The organism is Streptomyces sp. NPDC002787, assembly GCF_053592095.1.
Window position 1 is genome coordinate 245,413 of record NZ_JBSFVC010000007.1, and the last position, 15,932, is coordinate 261,344.

Genomic DNA, 15,932 nt, shown 5'->3' on the forward strand with positions numbered 1-15,932 from the left:
ATGCGGAGAGTGAGCACAGAACTCTACTATGGGTTTCCTGGCTCCTTTTTCTCCTGACGGTCGCTGCTGGCCTCATAGCGATGCACGTGCTCACTGGCGTCTCCCACAAGGGTGAACACATTTATCAGTGGCGCCTCAGAGTGCCGTGGATCTGTGAAATATTGCTCTTTCTGGCAGCGCTCATCGTATTCTTTATATATGGCATAAATGTCATCGATGATATCGGCGACATCAAGCCCAAATCGACACCGTGACGCCGGCAGAACCCGGGGATCTGCGACGTTCTGTGACTGGTGGACCAGTGAGTGGATTAGGGGGGCCGCGGGCCGCGACAGGGGTTTGAGCAGTGCCGGAAGATCAGTCCTCTGGCACCGCCTGCTTGGGACCGTTGCCGGCGTGGCGCTTGTCGCGGGCGTAGATGACGGTCGTCTTCCCGCCGCCGGGAGTGCGGCGGTCCATCTCGAACAGAGTGGTGGCGGCCAGGAGGTCGCTGAGCTTGGTGTAACCGTAGGTGCGGGAGTCGAAGTCGGAGCGCTGCTTGGTGATGATGTGGCCGACGCTCGCGAGGGGGGCCCAGCCGTCGTCGTCAGAGGCTGCCTCCACTGCCTGGCGAAGGAGGTTGACCAGCGCGGTGTCGCCCTTCAGCTTGACCGCCGTGGCCCGCGCGGCTGGTTTTGCCTCAGCCGGGGCGGTGGTGCTCTTGAGGTTCTCGGTGTAGATGAACTTGTCGCATGCCGCGACGAACGGCTTCGGCGTCTTGCGTTCGCCGAAGCCGTATACGGTCAGGCCGGACTCGCGGATTCGGGCCGCGAGGCGGGTGAAGTCGCTGTCGCTGGAGACGATGCAGAACCCGTCGAAGCGCCCCGCGTACAGCAGGTCCATGGCATCGATGACCATGGCGGAGTCGGTGGCGTTCTTCCCGGTGGTGTAGGCGAACTGCTGGATCGGCTGGATCGACTGGGCGAGCAGCTGGTCCTTCCAGCCCTTCAGCTGGGTTCCGGTCCAGTCGCCGTAGGCACGCTTGACGTGGGCGGTCCCGTACTTGGCGACCTCCGCCAGCAGTTCTTCCAGGGCCGAGGGCTTGGCGTTGTCGGCGTCGATCAGTACCGCCAGTTTCGCAGCGCGAGCACGGCCGGCACCACAGCTGAGCGAAACACGCGCGCCAGCGGGCGCCGTGCCTCGTATCCATCGACGAATCGCTGCCCCGTCGGCACTGCGGAGATCCGGCCGACTTGGGCGACCGGGTCTCTTTCTGGCTCGAAGCCAGAACGCCATGACGACGGCACCAGCAGCCGCCGGCGGACTCATCACCCTGCTGCTGATGCGCAAGGGTCCTTCCCACACACGACTCACCTCAGGGCCGGCTGCCACCGGCGCCAGGCGGCCCTCGCCATTCCCGGTCGCGGCGGACTCCGCGCTGAAGCCGAACCGATCGCCCGCGCGGCGGCGATCGGGCACCCAGCGATGGGCAGGGAAGCCGTCGGCGCGACACAGCCGTCGCCGCACACCACACTGCCAATTAGGGACGCATCCCAGGAGATGCCATGAACACCGCAACGAAGATCACCACGTTCGCCGCCTCCTTCGCCGTCGTATTCGGCGCCGCTTACGCCCTGGGCGCCGTCATCGCGGCTGTGGTCGACCCTGCCGGCCATCCCACCCGCAAGCCGTCGGAAGGGCATGCGGACGGTCACCAGGCCAGCGCCCATGAAGCGCCTCCAGCCGGCGGGCTGCAATCATCCGACGGCGGCTACACCCTTGAGCTGAAGACCCCCCACCTGGAAGCGGACCGACGCGCTGAGCTGCGCTTCGCCATCCGCGACAAGGAAGGCCGGCCTGTCACTGCCTACCGCACAGAGCACGGCAAGGAGCTGCACCTCATCGTCGCCTCCCGCGACCTGTCCACCTACCAGCACCTGCACCCCACCCGCGCTGCGGACGGCACGTGGAGCGCAACCATCACGCTGCCCGAGGCAGGCGACTACCGGGCCTTTGCCGACTTCACCCCGGCTGCCGAGGGCAGCAAGAACCTCACCCTCGGAGCCGACCTTGCGGCCTCCGGCACCTACCGGCCCAAAGCCCTGCCCGCACCGTCCCGGACCGCCGAAGTCGACGACTGCACCGTCATCCTCGACGGCCGACTGCGCCCCGGCTCTGCCCAGGAGCTGACGCTGACGGTCTCCAAGCAGGCCCGTCCCGTCACCGACCTGCAGCCCTACCTCGGCGCCTACGGCCACCTCGTGGCGCTGCGCTCCGGCGATCTGGCCTACCTGCACGTCCATCCCCACGGCGCGCCCGGCGACGGCACCACCAGGCCCGGCCCGGACATTTCCTTCACCGCGACCGCCCCCAGCGCCGGGGCATACCGCCTCTTCCTGGACTTCCAGCACGAGGACACCGTGCGCACCGCGGCCTTCACCGTCCACGCTGCAGAGAGCGGCGAAGAGCCGCCGGGGCCCGCTGGCGGGACGGACAGCGGCGATCACCAGCACTGACCCACGGTCACCATGATCATCGCGTACCGCCGACACCTACCCACTGCCGCTGGCGGACGCCTCAGTAGACGGCGACCGCACGGAGAAGGTCTTCCGTGAACTGACCGCAGGTAATCAGCCTCGACGGCCATGCCGGGTTGCCGGCATCCGTGACCGGGAGGCCGACTCATTGCGGTGCGCGCGACGACTCAAACTGCGCTCCCTTCTCGCCTTCGCTGTGGCACGGCCTCGACTCCTCCTCGACTTCCGCTGGCGCGCTCGTATCAGACGCCTCAAGCACGGCGTCCCCGTTGAGGTAGCGCCCCGGGGAGGTGCCGACGGTTCGGCGGAACGCCGCGAGAAAGGCGCTCGGCGTCGTGTATCCCACGGCGTGTGCGACGAGGGACACGGGCCGGCCTTCGGCGAGGAGGGGCAGAGCGGCCCGCAGCCGCATATGGGTACGCCAGCGGTCGAAGCTCATGCCCGTGTCGTGGACGAACAGCCGTGTCAGGGTGCGTCGGCTCACTCCGACGGCCCGTGCGTGCGCCTCCAGGCTCCGCGGGTCGGCGGGATCGGCAAGCAGCGCGTCAGCCACGGCACGTACGCGTTCGTCGACGGGATGCGGCACATCGATGGGCGTGGTCGGCAAAGGGTGCAGCAGATCCAGTACGACCGCCTCGGCGCGCAGTCGCACGTCATCGGCGAGGTCCTGGCGGCTGAGGTAGGCGATCAGGTGGGCCAGCAGCCCGTCGACACCGACCGGCGTGGGTTCCGTCCAGTTCAGACCGCACCGGTCCGGTTCGAGGTAGAGACTGCACAGCACCGCATCGCGGGTCGCACCGGTCCGGTGGACGACGCCCGCGGGCAGCCACAGCGCCCGGGTGGGCGGCAGAACCCAATAGGCGTCGTCGACGGCGACGCCGAGCACACCGCGTCGAGTCCAGGCCAGCTGGTGCTGCGGGTGACTGTGCGGGGGGATCCACTGCCCCGACGACAAAGGAAACTGCCCGACGACGATCGCCCCCACCCCAGGTGGGGCTGCGCATGCGACACGCTCGACCATACGTCCCAGCCTATGGCCCCAATGCGATATGACGTGGCCTCATAGCGGACTGTGGCCAGCGAGGTTGGTGCATAGCGTCGTCGCATGCCAATCAACCCTTCGCACAAGGGGCGCTATCGCCGTACGAACGTGCTGGCCAGGCGGACGGGATGCCCTTCATGACGTCGCAATCCCCGCTCGCCACAACCGTCGGCCGCCGTCGGCCAGCGCTGATCGTGCTGTGCTTCGTGCAGTTCATGCTCGTCCTCGATGACACCGTGGTGAGTGTCGCGCTCCCCAGCGTGCGGGACGACCTCGGCTTCAGCGCCTCGGGCCTGGCCTGGGTGGTGAACGCATACTTCCTCGCTTTTGGCGGGCTGTTGTTGCTGTTCGGCCGCGTAGCCGACCTGCTGGGCCGCCGACGCGTCTTTCTCAGCGGCGTGGCACTGTTCGGTGCGGCGAGCCTCGCCTGCGGGCTCGCCCAGGAACCCTGGCAGCTCGTGGCCGGGCGGTTCGCCCAGGGCGCGGGCGCGGCCATGGCCGGCCCGGCCGCGCTGTCACTGATCACACTCCTGTTCCCCGGTGCCGAGGAGCGCGCCAAAGCCCTCAGCATCTGGGGCGGCATCGCGGGGCTGGGCGGCACGATGGGCCTGGTCATCTCCGGTGCACTGACCGGCCTGGCCTCCTGGCGCTGGATCTTCCTGATCAACCTGCCTGTGGCCGTTGTGGCCTTGCTGCTGCTTCCGCGCCTCGTCGGCGAGAGCCGGGCCACACAGCGGACGCGCTTGGACGTACCCGGTGCGGTACTGGGCACCGGCGCCGTCTTGTCCCTGGTCTACGGTCTGCTCCAGGCCGGGGAGTCGAGTTGGGGTGACGTGGCCTTCGTGGGGCCCCTGCTCCTTGCCGTCGTCCTGACCGCCTTGTTCCTCGCGGTCGAGTCGCGCACCGCCGAGCCGCTGGTGCCGTTGTCGTTCCTGTCCTTCCGGACCCGCGCGGTAGCCAACGGCATGACTCTGCTGTTCTCCGCCGCCTTCTACGCGATGGCGTTCCTGCTGATGATCCACCTGCAAACCGTGCTCGGCTACGATCCGCTCGAGGCCGGCGTCGCCTACCTGCCCTACGGCGCCGGAATCCTCGCAGGCATGTGGCTCTCCTCCCACGCGGTGATCAGACTCGGGATGCGCCGGACTCTCGTCATGTCCTTCCTCATCAGCTCAGCCGGCCTGCTCCTGTTGTCCGGCGTGGCGCCGAACGACGGCTACGCGTCCGGCGTGCTGCCCGGCATGCTCGTCACGAGCCTTGGATGCGGCCTGAGCCTGCCCGCCCTGACGGTCGCCGCGGTCACGGGCACCACCGAGGAGAACGCCGGTCTCGGCTCGGCCGTCCTCAGCTCCGTCCAACAGGTCGGCGGTGCTGTGGGGTTGGCGGTACTGGTCGCGCTGGGCACACGCCGCAGCGACGCCTTGGCCGACTCGGACGGCGCGCTGCTCGCCGCGACCGAAGGCTTCTCGTTCGCACTCACCATCGCTTCCGCCCTCCTCGCGCTCGGAGCTCTCCTCATCGCCATCCTGCTCGGGAGCGGCCGCTCCGGTTCCACGGAGGACACGCGCGAAATTCCAGCCAAGCACGGGTAGCGGTACGTAATCACGCGTTCGACAGCCCGGCTACGTCGCCAGCGCCCTCCGGCTCACCTGGAGCACACGCACACGCTGTTCCCTCAACTTCCCCGCGATACGGCCACATTGCAGGCGGTCCACTCTCTTGAAGTGTCAAGTAGCTTGCCGGTGCCGGTAGTTCGACCGGCATCTGCCTCGGGGGACCCGACCAGTCCCAGTAGAGGGAACCATGCACAAAGGCCACAGACGGGCCGGCACCAGCCTTGTCACTGCGATCGTCCTTGCTGTGACCGGCCTCACCGGCACCGCGTATGGACACGACGCCGTCCCCGCCGACGACAGTGCCATCGACAACGCGGGCCCCGCTCACGATCACGATCACCAGCACGGCGGCGAGGAGGGGCACCTCCCGGCCACCGACAAGAACGTCCGTCTCGTCAGCAAGCTGAAGTTGCCGAACGTGACCGAAGGCAAGATCGCCGATGTCGGTGTCTACAAGGGATACGCCTATCTCGCCTCCTGGGGCGGAGTGGGCTGTGACAACACCGGCGTGCACGTCGTCGACATCCGCAAGCCCAGCAAGCCCAAGGTCGTCGGCTTCATCCCGGCACCGGCCGGCAGCGCTCCCGGCGAGGGCATACAGACCGTGCGTCTGTCCACGCCCGCCTTCACCGGTGACGTTCTGGTCAGCAACAACGAGGTCTGTGGCGACGGCGGTGTCGGCGGCATGAACCTCTACGACGTCACCGATCCCGCCAAGCCCAAGGTGCTGGCCGAGGGCGTCGGCGACTTCACCTTGGACGGTGAGCAGACCGAGAAGGCCAACGACATCCACAGCGTCTTCGCCTGGGACGCCGGCGACAAGGCGTACGCCGTGATCGTCGACAACCAGGAAGCCGCCGACACTGACTTTATGGACATCACCGACCCGGCGAATCCGCGACTGGTCGCGGAGTACGACCTGACGGAGACGTTCCCGCAGATCGTGCAGGCGGCGCCGGAGAACCTGGGGGAGATCTTCCTCCACGACATGGTGGTCAAGAAGATCCGCGGGCGTCAGGTGCTGCTGGCCTCGTACTGGGACGCCGGGTACATCGCCGTCGACGTGACCGACCCGAAGAACATCAAGTACCTCGGCGACACCGACTTCACCGACCCCGACCCCGAGGCTGCCGAGAGCGGACTGGACGTGGCGCCCGAAGGCAACGCCCACCAGGCGGAGTTCACCCTCGACAACCGCTATGTCATCGCCGCCGACGAGGACTTCGCCCCGTACCAGGTCGCTGCCCGCAACACCGACGACGACATCACTGTCAACGCCGGGCAGGGCATCCCCCTGGATGAAGGCCGGACCGTCACCGGCGGCACCACCTACGTCGGCCTGGCCTGCAACGGCGGCCCGGCCGTCCCTGCGGGCGACCCTGCCGTCGTGGACATCGCCGTCGTCGAACGCGGCGTGTGCGCCTACACCGAGAAGGTCGCCAACGTCGAGGCCGCGGGCGGCTACGACGCGGTCCTCGTCTTCAACCGCGCCGGAACCGACGCCTGTGACACCCAGGACGGCATGGCCGTCGAGGGCACCCTGCCGACCTTCGGCGTCGCCCCGCGCGGCCAGGGCTTCGCCATTTTCGACCAGCCCTACAGCAACGACGACTGCCTCGCCGGGACAGGCCCGGCCTCCCTGCCGGCGGACATCGGCACCAAGGGTGACCGGCTCACCTTCTCTTCCTCCTTCGACGGCTGGGGCTACGCGCACCTGTACCGCAACGAGCGCGGGAAGATGACCGAGCTGGACACCTACGCCATCGACGAGGCGCACGACCCGGAGTACGCCTCCGGCTTCGGTGACCTGTCCATCCACGAGGTTGCCGCCTCCCATGTGCGGCCCGACCTCGCGTACTTCTCGTACTACGCGGGCGGCTTCCGCGTCGCGAAGGTCAAGCACAACAAGTTGGTGGAGGTCGGCCGCTTCATCGACGAGGACGGCAGCAACTTCTGGGGCGTCGACACCTTCAACCATTTCGGAAGGGAGTACGTCGCCGCCTCCGACCGCGACTACGGGCTCTATATCTTCCAGTACACCGGCCGCTGAATGTGATCAAGCAGAACGGGCCCGGAGCCGTTTCACCCCGGCTCCGGGCCTGCTCTGCCTCAGCCCGGATCGTCAGTCCGCGGCTTCGCGATACGTCCAGGCCGGGTAACCCGAAGGCCGGGCGGGACCCGCGGGTTCCGCCCCGGCGTATGGGTGCGAAGGCTCAGGCCCGGTAGGCCACGAGGGCCATCATTCCGGCCTCGCCGTGGTAGGCGTTGTGGCAGTGGAGCATCCAGTGGCCGGGGTTGTCCGCGTCGAAGACGACGGACACCGTCTTCTTGGGCAGCACGATGGTGGTGTCCTTACGCGGGCCGGAGCTGCCGAGTTGGTAGGTGTGGCCGTGCAGGTGCATGGGGTGCCACATGTCGGTGGTGTTGACGAAGTCGAGACGGACGCGCTGGCCCTCCTCGATCAGGAGCGGGTTCGCCGTCGGGTCGTCCATGTCGTAGCGCTTGCCGTTGATGGCCCAGCTGTACTTGTCCATGCCGCCGGTCAGTTCGATGCGGTGGACTCGGTCCGCCTTCTTCGCGTCGAACCGCACGTCGTCGCTCGCGCGCAGCTGGGCGGCGGTCAGGATCCTGCCGTCGAGTTCCTTCGGCCGTACGGTCGGCTTCGGCGCGCTGCCTGAGCCGGTGCGTACCAGGGCCATGCCGCTCGCGTTCTTGCCCTCGGCGAGGGCAACGAGCGGGAAGACGCCGTCGCCGAGGGTGACCAGGACGTCGTACCGCTCGCCCATGCCGATGAGCAGGGTGTCGACCTGCTGGTGTTCGACGGGGAAGCCGTCGGTGTGGGTGATGGTCAACTTGTGGCCGCCGAGCGCCACCCGGTAGGCGGTGTCGCCGCCCGCGTTGATGATGCGCAGGCGTACGCGTCGGCCCGGCTTGCCGGTGTAGACGGCAGGGTCTGCCGGCACCCGTCCGTTGATCAGGTGGTACGGGTATTTCACGTCTCCGGCGTCGCCGCCGAGAAGGTCGCTTTCGGCGCCCATGAGCATGAACTTCATCGACATGCCGTCGCCCGAGGAGCCGGACGCGGACGGTGCGGGGCTCGCCCCGTCCGTGCCTTCGCCGCCCATGTCCATCCCGCCCATGTGCCCCATGCCGTGGCCGGACGAGGAGGAGCTGGATGAATCGTCGGAGCCGCCCATGTCCATGCCGCCCATGCCCTGCCTGACTTCGGCGAACGCCTCGTCGGGCGTGCCGGTCACGCCGTCCAGCCAGTCGTCGAGGACGACGACCCATTCGTCGTCGTACGACAGTGGCTCCTTGGGATCCTCGACGATCAGCGGGGCGTACAGGCCGCGGTCGAGCTGGACGCCGACGTGCGGGTGGAAGAAGTACGTGCCGGGGGCGTCGGCGATGAACCGGTAGGTGAAGCTGGCTCCGGCCCGCACAGCCGTCTGGGTGACCGGCGGCACGCCGTCCATGTCGCTGCGCAGCGCGAGGCCGTGCCAGTGGATGGACGTCGGGGTCCTGTCCGGCAGTTGGTTGGACAGTTCGGCGGCGAGGGTGGCGCCGGCCGAGATGCGGATCTCCTTGCCGGGGGCCTGGCCGCTGAAGGCCCAGGACCTGGCCGTGGTGCCGCCGCCCAGGTCGAGGACGGCGGGCGCGGCGGTCAGGTTGAGGCGGTGCGCCTTGCCCGTGCCGCCCCGCTTCTTCTCGGTGCGGGTGACCTGGGAACCGGAAGGGCTGACGAGGGAGGGGCTGCTGGAGCTGTTGCTGCTGCAGGCGGCGAGCACGCCGGTGCCTGCGGCGCCCAGTCCGGCGAGCAGGACGGAACGACGGTTGAGGCTGTTCACGAAAAGGTTCTCTTCTCAGTGCGCAAAGGGGCGTTCGGGCTGTGTCCGGACACGGCTCGCTTGCGTCGCGGGGACGCGGGGAGCCGTTGGGCACGGCCTAAATGCGCAGCTGGGAGAGAAGGGACAGGTCTGGTGGCGCGCGACTGACGGAGCGTGCGAGGTCCACGCCTGCCACGGTGGCGTACTGGATGGGGACAGCCGGGATCGGAGACTCGGACGGCGCCGCGATCTGTACGGCGGTGACGTTCGCCGTCGAGCAGTGCTGCATGACCATCGAGGAGCAGGCCGCACCGTCCGGGCCACCGGTCAGCGTGTTCTCCCCGGCCGAGTCCGTCTGCGCGTGCGGGGCGGACATCGGCGCCGAATGATGCATCGCGTGCCTGGCCATGGCGGACGCCGAAGCGACCGGGGCGCGCTCGGAAGTGGCAGAAGCCGAGGCGACCGGGACGTGGGACAGGTCATGGTGCACGAGTACGGCGAGTACGGCGCACAGGGTGACGAACATGCCGCGTACCCAGCGGATGACTCCGCCGGTGGGCAACCACGGGAACTCCCGCACCGTCATCGCGCTTCCGTATCTGCTGTGAGCGTGGGTCGCCACAATATACCCCGCATGGGTATACCGCTCCCGGCGGAGTCCACCCATGAAGCCCATGCAGCCAAGGGGCCGGACGATGCCTGGGGAAGCGGGAGCCAGTCCTGATCCCCGCTTCCCCTGCCGGCGTGATGATGCTTCAGTGCACGTGCGGGCCGCCGCTCATCTGTGGCTTGCCGCGCGGTACGAGGCCCAGCGCCACCACCGCACTCGTCGCCGCTGCGACGGCGCACACGGTGAAGGCGTCCGTGAAACCACCGACGGCGCCGGAGTCGATGCCGGAGGCGGCGACGGTGGAGACGACCGCCACGCCGATCGAACCGCCCACCTCGTGGAAGGTGTTGACGACTCCGGATGCGAGGCCCGCCTCATGGTGTTCCACCATGCCCAGCGCGGTGGTGGTGGCGGTGACGAAGACCCCGCCGAGGCCGAGGAAGGCGACGACGAAGCCGGGCAGCAGACCCGCGTACACGCTCCCGCCGGCGGACAGCTGGGTCAGTGGCACGGATCCGGCAGCGGCCATGGCCATGCCGGCCACGGCGACGGCGCGGCTGCCGATCCGCCCGACGAGCCGGGAGGCGAGGTGGGCGCCGAGGCCCGTCGCCACGGCCACCGGCAGGAACAGCAGACCGGTCTTCAGCGGACCGAAGTGCCGTATGTGCTGGAGGTAGACCGAGCCGAGGAAGAAGTACGCGATCAGCAACGCGGTGGCCATCAGCATCAGGAACGCACCCGCGAGCACCGGGCGCCGGGTGAACATCCGCAGGTCCATCAGCGGGGCCCGGCTCGCGCGTTCGACCGCGGCGAACCCCGCGTAGAGCATCACCGCGGCGAACAGCGGCAGCAGGGTGGCGGCGTTGCCCCAGCCTGCGTCCCCGGCCTCCACCAGGCCGTAGATGAGCGAGCCGGTGCCCGCGGTGACCAGCAGCGCGCCGGGCAGGTCGAGCCGGGCCGGCTGCGGTGCGCGGGCGGGGACGAGGGCGGGCAGGGCCGCGAGGACGGCGAGGCCGACCGGCACGTTGACGTAGAAGACCCACTGCCAGCCCGGCCCCTCGGTCAGCGCGCCGCCGATCAGGACTCCGGCGGCCGCGCCGGTGCCGCCGATCGCGGCCCACACGCCGAGCGCCTTGTTGCGCTCGGTGCCCTGGAAGGTGGTGGTGACGATCGAGAGCGCGGCGGGGGAGAGCAGGGCGGCGCCGACGCCCTGCGCCACCCGGCCGCCGAGCAGCATGGGCGCGTTCTCGGCGAGCCCGGTGACCAGCGAGGCGGCGGTGAAGACCGCGAGCCCGGCCAGGAGCGTGCGGCGGGCGCCGAAGGCGTCGGCCAGCCGGCCGCCGAGCAGCATCAGACCGCCGAAGCACAGGGTGTACGCGGTGACGGCCCAGGTCAGCGTCGCCCGGTCGAGGGCAAGGTCGGCGGCCATGTCGGGCAGGGCGACGTTCACGACCGTGACGTCGAGGATCAGCATGAACTGCGCGACGCAGATGAGGGCGAGCGCCGCCCAGCGGTGCGGATCGGCCTGCGCCTGGTGGTGTTCCGGCGCGTGGTGCGCGCCCGTGGCGGAATGGGTCATGACGAGTCCTTGTCGCGAGAGGCGGAGGCGGTTCGGGAAGGGGCGAAGACGAGGGCGACGACGATGCCGAGGGCGGTGATGCCGACTCCGGTGGACATGGCCGGGGCCAGGCCGTCGACGAAGGCCCGGCGGGCGGCGTCGGCGAAAGCGGGCCCGGCGTCCCCTGGCAGGTGCCGGGCGACTGTGAGCGCCGTGCCGAGGGACTCCTGGGCGGAGGCGAGCACGTCGGCCGGGACGGGGGCGCTGTGCGGATCCCTGGCGAGGCCGCTGCGGTAGCGGTCGGAGAGCAGGCTGCCGGTGACCGCGACGCCGGTCGCAGCGCCGAGTTGGAGCGCGGCGGTGTTGGTGGCCGAGCCGACGCCGAGATCCGTTTCCGGCAGGGAACCGACGATCGCGTCGCTGGTGGAGGTGATGACGAACCCGGCCCCCGCGCCGAGCAGGAGCATCGCCACCAGCACCCGCCCGTATCCGTCACCCGCCCCGGTGGTGGCGAGAACGGCGGCCGAGGCAAGCAGCAGCGCGAGCCCGGCCGACGACACCGTCCGCAGCCCGATACGCGGCACCAGTACGCCCGCCAGCGGCCCGGCGACCAGCAGGGCGAGCGCTGCCGGGCCGAGCCGCAGCCCGGTCTGCCCGGCGCTGTAGCCGAGGACGAACTGCAGGTACTGCACGACGACGAAGAGCGTGCCGATGAGCGCGAACGCGCCCGCCAGGATCAGCACATCACCGATTGCCAGGGCCCTGTGCCGGAAGATCCGCAGAGGCAGCATCGGAGCGGAGCTCCTGCGCTGCCAAGCGATGAACGCGCCGAGCAGCAGCGCACCCGCCGCGAAGACGGACAGCACGGCAGGACTGGTCCAGCCGCGATCCGGTCCCTCGATCACCGCCCACAACACGCTCGCGACGGCCGCCACCGACAGCAGGGCACCGGCCCAGTCCAGCCGCCGGGCTTCCCGCGCCCGCGAGTTCGGGACCAGGAAGGCCGCCGCGGCCAGGCCGGCGATCCCGATGGGCAGGTTGATCAGGAAGACCGAGCCCCACCAGAAGTCGCTGAGCAGCCAGCCGCCGACCATCGGCCCGATCACGGTGCCGACGCCTACCGCCGCCGACCAGATGCCTATCGCCTTGGTGCGCTCGGCGCCGCGCGGGAAGACGTGCCCGATGATCGCGAGCGTGGCGGGCATGATCAGTGCCTCACCGACGCCCATCGCTCCGCGCGCCACGATCAGCGCGGTGACCGAGTCCGCGTACGCGGCGGCCACGGAGGCGGCCGTGAACAGGGCCAGCCCGGTCAGGAACACCCACTTGCGGCCCAGCCGGTCGGCGAGGCTCCCGCAGAACAGCACCAGGCTGCCGGACATCAGCAGGTAGCTGTCGACGATCCACTGCAACTGGCTTGTGGATGCGCCCAGTTCGCTCACCAGGGTGGGCAGGGCGACGTTCAGCACGGTGGTGTCGAGGCCCACCAGCAGCAGGCTCACGCTGAGCACGGCAAGGGTGAGCCACCGGTTGGCGGTGCCGGGCGGAGCGCCGGAAGCCGGTGGGGTGGTGGCCAGATGCGAGGTGGAGGGCACGAGATTTTCTCCCGGGGCAGGGGCGGACCCAGGCTGCTTCCGCCTACAACTGAACTGTACGGCTCAGTACATATGAACTCAACTGTTCAGTTCAGTCAATTGCTAGGATCGACTCATGAGCGTGGACAGCGTGAAGACACCCCCCAGCGGCCCCCGCGCCGAACAGAAGCGGCAGGCGATCGTCCGGGCGGCGCGCGAGCTGTTCCTGAGGGACGGGTTCGGTGTCGGGATGGATGCCATCGCCGCTGAGGCGGGCGTGTCCAAGGTGACCGTCTACAACCACTTCGGCAGCAAGGAAGCGCTGTTCACCGCGGTCATCACCAGCGCACTCGACGAACCCCTCGGCCACGCCTCATCGGCCGCGCTCGAAGGGCTGGCCGAGGCCGACGACCTGCGGACTGCACTCATCGAGGCTGCTCGCGCCTGGGTCCACGCCGTCAGGACCAACGAGGACGTCATCGCCCTGCGCAACCTCGTCGCCGCCGAGCAGCACCGCTTCCCCGAACTCGGCCGCGCCTGGCAGGGGCACGGCCCGGAGGGCCATCACCCGGCCGTCGCCGGCGCCCTGCGCGCGCTCGCAGACCAGGGGCGGCTGGTCATCCCAGATCTCCAGGCCGCGATCATCCAGCTGTACGCGCTGCTGGTCTTCCCCCACATGGTCTTCAGCACCTACGGAACCCGCATCGACGACGACCTCACCGGCCGCCTCATCGTCGGCGGAGTGGACATGTTCCTGGGGCACTACGGCCCACGGCAGGCGGCAGACCCCCGCGGGTGATGCGGCAGGTCAGGCCCGGACCCGGGCCTGCCCCTGAGTCGAAGGGCCGCGACCGCTGCCTAGGCTCGCTGCTCCTGCTGTCGGCGCCATCCGTACCGGGTCACGCCCCGGGGCTTGTACACCGACAGTCCCGTGGTCACCAGCAGGACGAGCACGGCGGCACCGGCATCGGCCACGAGCTGGATCCGCATCCCGCCCAGGCCGGTCCCGGTCGCGACCGTCGCCGTGACCGCGTCCGCCACATGGCCGGCCACCTGCATGTGCAGCAGCAGTAGGAAGGTGGCGAGTACGGTCAGGGCCAGCTTCGCCAGCACCCAGTAGTGGCGGAACAGCCCCCACGTGGTGCCCAGGGACTGAACCAGCCCCGTCAGCAGTGACGCGAACGCCAGCGGGACGATCACGTACCAGCCGGTGATCTCCATGGCCACATAGGCGCCCTGTGCCCTGTGTGACTCCGGGGCGGCCGGCGAGGCCGGCCACGGCGAGCGCCAGGAAGGCCGCGACCGAGCCGAGCCAGCCCGCCGAGGCCGCGATGTGCGCGGTGAGCGCGAGTTTGCGCAGGCGGGGCGGCATCGCCATCAGTGACCGCTGCCCGAGTGCATGCCCGGGCCGAACCCGCTGCCGGTGAGGTGCAGCACGACAAACAGGACGATCAGCGCTACCGCGACAGCGCCGGACACCTTCACCCAGCGGGGAGCGGCGGGAGCGGGCCCGTGGTCGGATGTCGTGCCGGTGCCCGGGTCGGACGGTGAGTCGGTCATGCCGGTGGTGTCCTGTCTTCGGCGTGCATGTCGGGTACTGCTGAGGCGGCCAGATTTATCGATACAGCACGTCTCTATCAATCCACCTTGTATCGATGGTGCGATCGCGCGTGCGTGTACGGCCCCGGCATCCCGGAGCGCCGTGCCATGGGTAGGGTGATGCCGCCAAGAGTGACGATCAGCGCCTGCACAGGCGCCGGACAGGCTGGCGGGACGGGTGAGCGGCGGTATGAAGGCGAGCGGCGTAGCCCTGCGGCTCGTACTGCTCACCCTGCTGCTCGGCGTCGGCGTACTGCACACCCTGAGCCACGCCGGGGCGCACGGCGGCGTGTCGGCGTCCGACGCGGTGGCGCACTCCCCTCAGGTGCACGCCGCCCTCGCCGACGATGCCGCTCTCCCGCAGAACCCGGACGCCTCAGCCGCAGTCCTGGAGCACGACGACGCGCAGCACCGTGCCCAAACCGAGGGGACGCCTGCGTCCGACTGCCTCGCGCTGATCCCGAGCGGCTTGTGGCTGCTCCCGCCTTCGTGCACATCGACGTGGACCGGTATGGCACACCTCGCGGGCGGGGCCGAAGTGGCACAGGATCCCGGCGGAGGCCCGGCACGGGCGCGGCTGTCGGTGCTGCGGATCTAGGCCGACGGTGAACTGACGCGCGCACCCACGGGGTCGCGCCATGAGTGCCGAGCGGGTTTGCCCGGCGCTCTCTTCCCAGTCACCGTCCACGCTCCCACGGGCCGGCTCGACGCACCCGCGCACCGGCCCTGCGCTGAAAGGCGTCCTCCGTGTCCCAGCATGACCTCGCCGACCGCACCGCCATGCCCGCGTCCCGACGGGCCCCGCAGCCCTGCGAGCCGCACCCCGCGCCCGCGCGACGCGCCCCGCTTCCGGCCGAGCCGGATATGTCCCCGCGCCGCGCGGACCGGCGGCGCGGCCGCCGACGCGCACCCAAGCGCACACCCCTGCTCGGTGACTACCTCGGCTACGCCACCACGTTCGTCGGTGCCGGCCTGATCAGCGGCGCCATCGTCCACCACCCCCTGGACCCCGCCCGCTACACACTCATCGCCGTCGTCGGCGCGGCTGTCTTCCTCTTCGCCACCGTCCTGAACGAGTTCGTACTCAGCAAGCAGCGCCCCGGCGCGACCAGGGTGCTGGGCATCGTGGCCGCCTCGCTCGCGCTGTCGTTCGGCATCGGCATGCTCAGCGGCGGGCTGCAGCACTTCGAGGACTTTCCCGCCCGGGCCGCGATGCTGATCCCGTTCGGGCTGGCCCTGTCCTTCATCGCGTACGTCCTGCGGTACCAGCCGGCGCGGTGGCGCAGCATCGTCGGCCCGGCGGGCGTGCTAATCCTGGTGACTGCCGCCCTGGCCTTCGTCGGCCTGCGCGGTATCGCCGACGGCATGGCCGCCGAGTCGGGCAGCGGCGGGCACAGCCACGGCGAGGAGACGACCGGGGAGGCGGAAGCGCCGGAGGAAGCCGGGACAGGGCATGGCGAGGAATCCGGAGGCCGGACTCCGACGTCCGGTGCGTCGCAGACCAGCGTCCCGCCCGCGTCCGAGGAGGCCGGGCACGCGGAGGACGGCCACGGCCACTGATCGTGCGCGAGGCCGGTGCCCGGTGGGGTC

Annotated in this window: 14 protein-coding genes; 6 read left to right on the forward strand and 8 right to left on the reverse strand. The window is 69.8% G+C overall.

Going from position 1 to position 15,932, the window contains the following annotated elements:
• Positions 1-357: 357 nt before the first annotated feature.
• Positions 358-1,458, reverse strand: coding sequence for an NYN domain-containing protein (locus tag ACWD26_RS12395; RefSeq protein WP_451268986.1), 1,101 nt, complete (start codon positions 1,456-1,458; stop codon positions 358-360).
• A gap of 86 nt (positions 1,459-1,544) precedes the next feature.
• On the opposite strand from ACWD26_RS12395, the gene ACWD26_RS12400 reads away from it, so the two are divergent.
• A complete protein-coding gene (locus ACWD26_RS12400) occupies positions 1,545-2,495 on the forward strand; it encodes a hypothetical protein (RefSeq protein WP_451268988.1) in 951 nt (316 codons plus the stop codon).
• Between the two features lie 166 nt (positions 2,496-2,661).
• On the opposite strand, the gene ACWD26_RS12405 is transcribed toward ACWD26_RS12400, so the two are convergent.
• On the reverse strand, positions 2,662-3,537 hold the full coding sequence (locus tag ACWD26_RS12405; RefSeq protein WP_451268989.1) for an AraC family transcriptional regulator: 876 nt from the start codon (positions 3,535-3,537) through the stop codon (positions 2,662-2,664).
• A 158-nt stretch (positions 3,538-3,695) separates the two neighbouring features.
• Between ACWD26_RS12405 and ACWD26_RS12410 the strand changes: the two genes are divergently transcribed.
• On the forward strand, positions 3,696-5,150 hold the full coding sequence (locus ACWD26_RS12410) for an MFS transporter (protein ID WP_451268991.1): 1,455 nt from the start codon (positions 3,696-3,698) through the stop codon (positions 5,148-5,150).
• Positions 5,151-5,418: 268 nt separating this feature from the next.
• Complete coding sequence (locus tag ACWD26_RS12415) at positions 5,419-7,224, forward strand: PA domain-containing protein (RefSeq protein ID WP_451268993.1); 1,806 nt, start codon at positions 5,419-5,421, stop codon at positions 7,222-7,224.
• A 163-nt stretch (positions 7,225-7,387) separates the two neighbouring features.
• On the opposite strand, the gene ACWD26_RS12420 is transcribed toward ACWD26_RS12415, so the two are convergent.
• The 4 genes from ACWD26_RS12420 to ACWD26_RS12435 form a co-directional block, all read right to left on the reverse strand.
• Positions 7,388-9,022: a multicopper oxidase family protein gene (locus tag ACWD26_RS12420; RefSeq protein ID WP_451268995.1), complete on the reverse strand. Its 1,635-nt coding sequence runs from the start codon at positions 9,020-9,022 to the stop codon at positions 7,388-7,390.
• A 97-nt stretch (positions 9,023-9,119) separates the two neighbouring features.
• Positions 9,120-9,587 (reverse strand): hypothetical protein, encoded by a 468-nt coding sequence (locus tag ACWD26_RS12425; protein WP_451268997.1) that lies wholly within the window; start codon positions 9,585-9,587, stop codon positions 9,120-9,122.
• Positions 9,588-9,756: 169 nt separating this feature from the next.
• Positions 9,757-11,190 carry a DHA2 family efflux MFS transporter permease subunit gene (locus ACWD26_RS12430; protein ID WP_451268999.1) on the reverse strand — a complete coding sequence of 478 codons (1,434 nt, stop codon included), beginning with the start codon at positions 11,188-11,190 and terminating at the stop codon, positions 9,757-9,759.
• On the reverse strand, positions 11,187-12,764 hold the full coding sequence (locus ACWD26_RS12435) for a DHA2 family efflux MFS transporter permease subunit (protein ID WP_451269001.1): 1,578 nt from the start codon (positions 12,762-12,764) through the stop codon (positions 11,187-11,189). The genes ACWD26_RS12430 and ACWD26_RS12435 overlap by 4 nt, the downstream gene beginning before the upstream one ends.
• Positions 12,765-12,879: 115 nt before the next feature.
• Between ACWD26_RS12435 and ACWD26_RS12440 the strand changes: the two genes are divergently transcribed.
• Complete coding sequence (locus ACWD26_RS12440) at positions 12,880-13,542, forward strand: TetR/AcrR family transcriptional regulator (protein ID WP_451269003.1); 663 nt, start codon at positions 12,880-12,882, stop codon at positions 13,540-13,542.
• 59 nt (positions 13,543-13,601) lie between these two features.
• On the opposite strand, the gene ACWD26_RS12445 is transcribed toward ACWD26_RS12440, so the two are convergent.
• Both ACWD26_RS12445 and ACWD26_RS12450 read right to left on the reverse strand, forming a co-directional pair.
• The gene (locus ACWD26_RS12445; RefSeq protein WP_451269005.1) at positions 13,602-13,970 is read right to left on the reverse strand and encodes a hypothetical protein; all 369 of its coding nucleotides are present in this window, start codon (positions 13,968-13,970) and stop codon (positions 13,602-13,604) included.
• A gap of 150 nt (positions 13,971-14,120) precedes the next feature.
• A complete protein-coding gene (locus ACWD26_RS12450; protein WP_451269007.1) occupies positions 14,121-14,303 on the reverse strand; it encodes a hypothetical protein in 183 nt (60 codons plus the stop codon).
• A gap of 217 nt (positions 14,304-14,520) precedes the next feature.
• On the opposite strand from ACWD26_RS12450, the gene ACWD26_RS12455 reads away from it, so the two are divergent.
• Positions 14,521-14,940, forward strand: coding sequence for a hypothetical protein (locus ACWD26_RS12455; RefSeq protein ID WP_451269009.1), 420 nt, complete (start codon positions 14,521-14,523; stop codon positions 14,938-14,940).
• A 149-nt stretch (positions 14,941-15,089) separates the two neighbouring features.
• On the forward strand, positions 15,090-15,902 hold the full coding sequence (locus ACWD26_RS12460; protein WP_451269010.1) for a hypothetical protein: 813 nt from the start codon (positions 15,090-15,092) through the stop codon (positions 15,900-15,902).
• The last annotated feature ends 30 nt before the right edge of the window (positions 15,903-15,932 follow it).